General features: G+C 41.4%; 6 protein-coding genes. 4 read left to right on the top strand and 2 right to left on the bottom strand.

The features are described 5' to 3' along the window. Nucleotides 1–122: 122 nt before the first annotated feature. A complete protein-coding gene (locus EDD57_RS14020; protein ID WP_131850036.1) occupies nt 123–1,856 on the bottom strand; it encodes an ABC transporter permease/substrate binding protein in 1,734 nt (577 codons plus the stop codon). Next, the gene (locus EDD57_RS14015; protein WP_131850035.1) at nt 1,853–3,049 is read right to left on the bottom strand and encodes a quaternary amine ABC transporter ATP-binding protein; all 1,197 of its coding nucleotides are present in this window, start codon (nt 3,047–3,049) and stop codon (nt 1,853–1,855) included. Before EDD57_RS14015 ends, EDD57_RS14020 begins: the two co-directional genes overlap by 4 nt. 136 nt (nt 3,050–3,185) lie before the next feature. On the opposite strand from EDD57_RS14015, the gene EDD57_RS14010 reads away from it, so the two are divergent. From EDD57_RS14010 to EDD57_RS13995, 4 genes are read left to right on the top strand one after another with little or no spacing between them, the layout of a single operon-like run. Then, nucleotides 3,186–3,644 (top strand): hypothetical protein, encoded by a 459-nt coding sequence (locus EDD57_RS14010; protein WP_131850034.1) that lies wholly within the window; start codon nt 3,186–3,188, stop codon nt 3,642–3,644. Nucleotides 3,645–3,669: 25 nt separating this feature from the next. Next, nucleotides 3,670–4,074 (top strand): fluoride efflux transporter CrcB, encoded by a 405-nt coding sequence (gene crcB / locus EDD57_RS14005; RefSeq protein WP_131850033.1) that lies wholly within the window; start codon nt 3,670–3,672, stop codon nt 4,072–4,074. A 2-nt stretch (nt 4,075–4,076) separates the two neighbouring features. Next, entirely contained in the window at nt 4,077–4,430 is a 354-nt protein-coding gene (gene crcB / locus EDD57_RS14000) for a fluoride efflux transporter CrcB (RefSeq protein ID WP_207896847.1), read from the top strand. Between the two features lie 18 nt (nt 4,431–4,448). Then, on the top strand, nt 4,449–5,009 hold the full coding sequence (locus EDD57_RS13995) for a GNAT family N-acetyltransferase (RefSeq protein ID WP_131850032.1): 561 nt from the start codon (nt 4,449–4,451) through the stop codon (nt 5,007–5,009). Nucleotides 5,010–5,118 lie beyond the last annotated feature (109 nt).

Here is a 5,118-nt window from a genome sequence, read left to right as displayed (position 1 = left end):
AAGATAAAACTAAAGGGCATGAGCCCGGTTCAATACCGAACGCATACCCTGCGGGTTGCTTAAAACTTCGTGTCTAACTTTTTGGGTTCACTTCAAACTCCAGTAATTGGCTTATCTCTTTTTCATTTATTTTTTCGCACACCAGTTGTTATCTCTGCAACTTGACTTGGGTGTTTTTCAATCCATTTTTTGGCCGCTTGATCTGGGGACATGCCGTTTGCAACGTCGAGCATGACTTCTTCCATGTCTCGAGCAGTCCAAAAAAATTGATCGATCAATTTAAATGCTTCTGGTTGATCTTCTTTAAACCCTTTTCGCACGAGCGTGTAGATATTTTCGGGTTCGCCAAAGGTTTTCTTGGGATCATCTAAGTATTTTAAATCATACTTAAGGAACATCCAATGCGGAGTCCAACCCGTGATTACAATGGGTTTTTTCTTCTTGTACGCTCGATCTAATTCTGCTACCATCGCCGCATCAGAGCCTTCTAACAACTTCATTCCCAGATTGTACTGCTTGATTGTCTCCTTCGCGAGCAACATGGTTCCAGAGCCGGGGTCAATCCCGATAATTTTTTGATCAAATTGTTCTTTTTGAGAGGCTAACTCCCCAATCGAATTAATGTTTACATATTTTGGAACAACCAGTCCGATACGGGTCTTTTCCAGATTTACACCTAGATTCTCCAGATCCTTCTTATACCGATCGTAGTATTGGGCACCTGTTGTTGGAAGCCATGCCGCTACCATCGCATCTGCATTTCCAGTTGCGATTGCATCATACATCGGTCCCGCATCGACTCGAATCACTTTTACTTGAAATCCTTCTTTTTCTAAGATGTTTTTGAGCGTATAGGTACTTGCCTCTTCCGATACCCAATTTACATAGATGAGTTTAATCTCATTTCGCTTTACACCACTCTGTGCATAGCTAGTGAACGTCAGTGCTAAAACCGTGAGAATCGCAACAGGAGCTGCCCATTTTCTTGTTTTTGCGAGAAATGGAATCTGTCTCTGCCTATTCCAGGTATCTTCCCTATTTTGATTTAAATTCTGAGTGAGGCGGTCTAGAATGATCGCAATAATGACGATGGCGAGTCCACTTTCAAACCCGATTCCCACTTTTAAACGGGTAATCGATTCTAGAACGACAGCGCCAATCCCTTCGGCACCAATCATACTCGCCGTAACCACCATGGAAAGTGAAAGCATAATCGTCTGATTCACTCCAGCGAGAATCGTCTGCTGTGCAAGCGGGATCTCTACTTTTATAAGCTTCTGCCATGATGTAGCACCAAAGGCTTCGGCCGCTTCTTTTAGGTCAACCGAAACTTGTCGTAATCCTAAGCTGGTAAATCGGATCGTAGGAGGCATCGCAAAAATAACAGAAGCGATGACCCCTGGCACTGTTCCAAGTGAGAAAAAGAAAACTGCTGGAATCAGGTAGACAAAGGCAGGCATGGTCTGCATGAAATCTAAAATAGGCTTTAAAAAAGCTTGTGCCCGATCATTCCGCCCAGACCATATACCTAAGGGAATTCCTATGATAACCGCAATCAGAGTGGAGGTAAGTACTAATGAAAGGGTCTGAGTGCTCTCATCCCAGTAACCTAGATTCCATATGAGCAGTAGTCCAGCGAGAGAAAGGATCGCAGTCCAAATTCGGGTGATCCACAAGATAAAGAAAATTAATATACCAATCGTAGCGAGTGGTGGTAGTACGCTTAAAATTCTAGTGAAAAAGGTAACCGTTGGTTCAATCATATTTTTAATGAGTTGAAAGACTGGATCAAAATGATCTTGTAACCAACTAACTAGCCATTCGATCCATTCAGCCAATGGAATCTTGGGAATCATTCTTTCTCACCTCCATATCCAGCAAATGCGGAAAATAAAGCGCCTCTTCCGATCACGCCTTTTAATTTCCCCGCTTCATTGGTCACGATTGAAGGATAGAGAAATTCACTTTCGGCCATCAGTACTAACAGGTCGCTAATAGGTGTTTCTTTCGAAACAGTGACACAATCTGCAACTAAAATATCTTCTAACGAAAGATTTTTTTCTAATGCCTGTTTTAACCCTTCGGCTGTCACAATTCCTTTTACCATACGGTTTCGATCGGTTACGACAACAGTAGGGATCGCTTTCTCTTTCATTTTCTTCAGTGCTACACGTGGCCCATCCTTCCCCATCATAATCGACTCTGCGGGTTTCATGATCGATTCTACCGTTATCACGTGAGTTAAATCGACGTTTTTCACAAAGCGTTTTACATACTCATTTGCAGGATGGGTTAAGATCTCTTCGGGAGTTCCAATTTGTTGGATCGTTCCATCCCTCATTAACATAATCCGATCACCTATATGGATCGCTTCATCTAAATCATGGGTGATAAAGATAATCGTCTTCTTCATGCGTTGTTGCAGATCAACTAGCTCATCTTGCATCTCTTTGCGAATCAGGGGATCCAGTGCACTAAACGCTTCATCCATCAACAAAATATCGGGATCATTAGCCAAGGCCCGCGCAAGCCCTACCCTTTGTTGCATTCCACCACTAAGTTGATCTGGCTTTTGATCTGCATAGCTACTCAGGCCTACCAACTCCAAGGATTTCATCGCCTTTTTTTGTCGATCCGCTTTCATAACTCCTTGAATTTCTAATCCAAACTCCACATTTTCTAGTACAGTCCGATGGGGAAAAAGAGCGAACTTCTGAAAAACCATGCCCATCTTTTTTCTGCGAACTTCCCGCACTTCTTCGGCCGACATTTTCATAATATCCTTGCTATCCAATAAAATAGATCCACTTGTTGGCTCGATCAGTCTGTTCAGGAGACGAACGACCGTGGATTTACCACTTCCAGATAAACCCATAATCACAAAAATCTCTCCATTATATATCTCAAACGTTGCACGATTTACCCCAATCGTACAACCGGTCTCTTGTAAAATTTCTTCTTTCTCCTTGCCCTCATCTAAAAGTTTTAAGGCCCTCTTCGGTGAACGTCCAAAGACCTTAGTAAGATTACGGATTTCCAGCTTATCCATTCTTGTATCCTCCACGGGAAGAAATGATGAACCTATTATTCCCCAGTTTTCTGCTAGGTATTTCAATCCAAACGGGGTATCCTATCGGTAGAAGAAATTTATTTATTTACCAATCGCACTCTTAGGAGATGAACGCTTGAACAATAACCGTAATAAATCAGTCATAGTCCTATTTTTCATCATGACAACACTCTGTTTTTCAAAGGCTCATGGAGCGACTTCATCCGCTTTCATGATGCCTCCTATTGAAATATTTGATACGACTCAAGAAAAGGTGGTAGCAAAATTACAAAACTCTCCTGATATCCAACTGGAAGTAAAAGATATGTTGGGGCGAATCGTTGGGCGGAGCCCACAAGCTAATCTAGAGGCAAAAAATCAACTGATGATTCGAGTACCGTTAGAGCCTTCCGTTTATGTTCAAAAAGGTAGTACCTTCACGGGTTACATTTCCGAGGTGATTGTCATCATCAATAAATCCAGTTCCCATTCCAGCTCGAATATACTATTATTTAATGAAGAAAACCAGCCTGTTTTGATTGAGTGTAGCTTTCATGCAGGTTCATTTCTGGGGAAGATAGGATATCAAGAATAAGCCCCTATCTGGGAGGGATTCCCGTATGATATATTGGGTTATTGGCTTAGCTGGGGTAATCGGTGCTTTGCTTCGCTACTGTGTAAGCATTTTCTTTCCTTCAGGTGAGCTGTATGGATTTCCTCTAGGGACCCTAATTGTCAACTTCATCGGTTGTTTCGTACTTAGCTGGTTTACGGTTTGGTCTATGGCGAGGAGAAATATTCCTTCATTGTTTCGAACGGGATTTACTACAGGGTTCATTGGGGCATTCACAACGTTCTCTACGTTTAGCGTAGAGGTAGTGCATATGCTACATAGTGGCTTATGGATCATGGCACTTGTTTATGTGTTGCTATCCTTGTGGGGAGGTCTATTTTTAACTTGGATAGGGTATAAAATGGCGATGAAACAAGGAAATAAGCAAGGTTTGGAAGGTGAGCACTCGTGATCATCAACAGTTTATTAGTGGGAATTGGAGGATTTTTCGGGGCCATTTCTCGATTCTGGATTAGTCAGCGAATGAATAAGCCTATGCCTAGTTTCCCATATGGAACGTTAATTATTAATCTTTCGGGTGCATTTCTACTAGGATTGGCAAATGGAATTCATTTATCTAAACCGTGGATTTTATTAGTGGGAACGGGCTTTTTGGGAGCTTTCACTACCTTTTCGACATTGCACTGGGAAAGCGAGCAACTAAAACAAGCTAGGGAGTGGAAAAAGTTCCTTTTGTACCTTGGAAAGAGCTACACGATTGGGATTTTTCTTGCCTTTGTAGGTTATTGGGTCGGACAAATCGGATGATAGAGGAGGAATATTTATATGAAAACACAGTTAGTAAAAAATGATTTAAAATATGCCGATCAAATTTATCGCGGCTCTCAGGAAGAGCATGTGCGTACCGCCCTAACATTACCAAAAGGGACGATTGACGACACACGTACTTTTATCGAGAGTACAATACTTGCTGAAACAGAAGGAAAAGTGCTTTCGAGAGTCATTTTAAACGAGGCCGGTGAAGTAATCGGACACACGACACTAAAAGAAATCGATCGTCAGAATGGATCCGCTCATTTAGGGACGTGGATTAGCTATCCTTTTTGGGGTCAGGGGTACAATGAAGAGTCGAAGCATCTGATTTTAGAGATTGCTTTTCATGACATAGGACTCGAATGGGTATTTTTAGGAGCAAGTAAACGTAATATTCGATCACAACAAGCACAAAAAAAATTACCTTACATCCGATTATATATAGAAGAGCAGTTCCCAAAAGAATTAGAGAAAATAGAGAAACAACTAGGAGAGCCATGTTTATTACATGGAGTAAATAAGATTAATTATGTTAGTTGGGAGAATAAACGAAAATCTCACCTAACAATATAAAAAGACTATTCCCTTGAATGAACTGCACCCCAATTGTTGGACACGAAATTAAAACCCAACAGTTGGAGGTGCTTTTTCTATGGCTAAATATTCATTAGAAACAAAATTG

The organism is Baia soyae (assembly GCF_004341445.1).
In the GTDB taxonomy this organism is placed as follows: Bacteria; Bacillota; Bacilli; order Thermoactinomycetales; family Thermoactinomycetaceae; genus Baia; species Baia soyae.
Note: the sequence above shows the minus strand (reverse complement) of the source record. Positions and strands in the feature narration are given on the sequence as shown.

Coding starts and splice junctions, on each gene's coding strand:
- EDD57_RS13995 (WP_131850032.1), top strand. CDS start 4,449: ATGAAAACACAGTTAGTAAAAAATGATTTAAAATATGCCGATCAAATT.
- EDD57_RS14020 (WP_131850036.1), bottom strand. CDS start 1,856: ATGATTCCCAAGATTCCATTGGCTGAATGGATCGAATGGCTAGTTAGT.
- crcB (WP_131850033.1), top strand. CDS start 3,670: ATGATATATTGGGTTATTGGCTTAGCTGGGGTAATCGGTGCTTTGCTT.
- EDD57_RS14015 (WP_131850035.1), bottom strand. CDS start 3,049: ATGGATAAGCTGGAAATCCGTAATCTTACTAAGGTCTTTGGACGTTCA.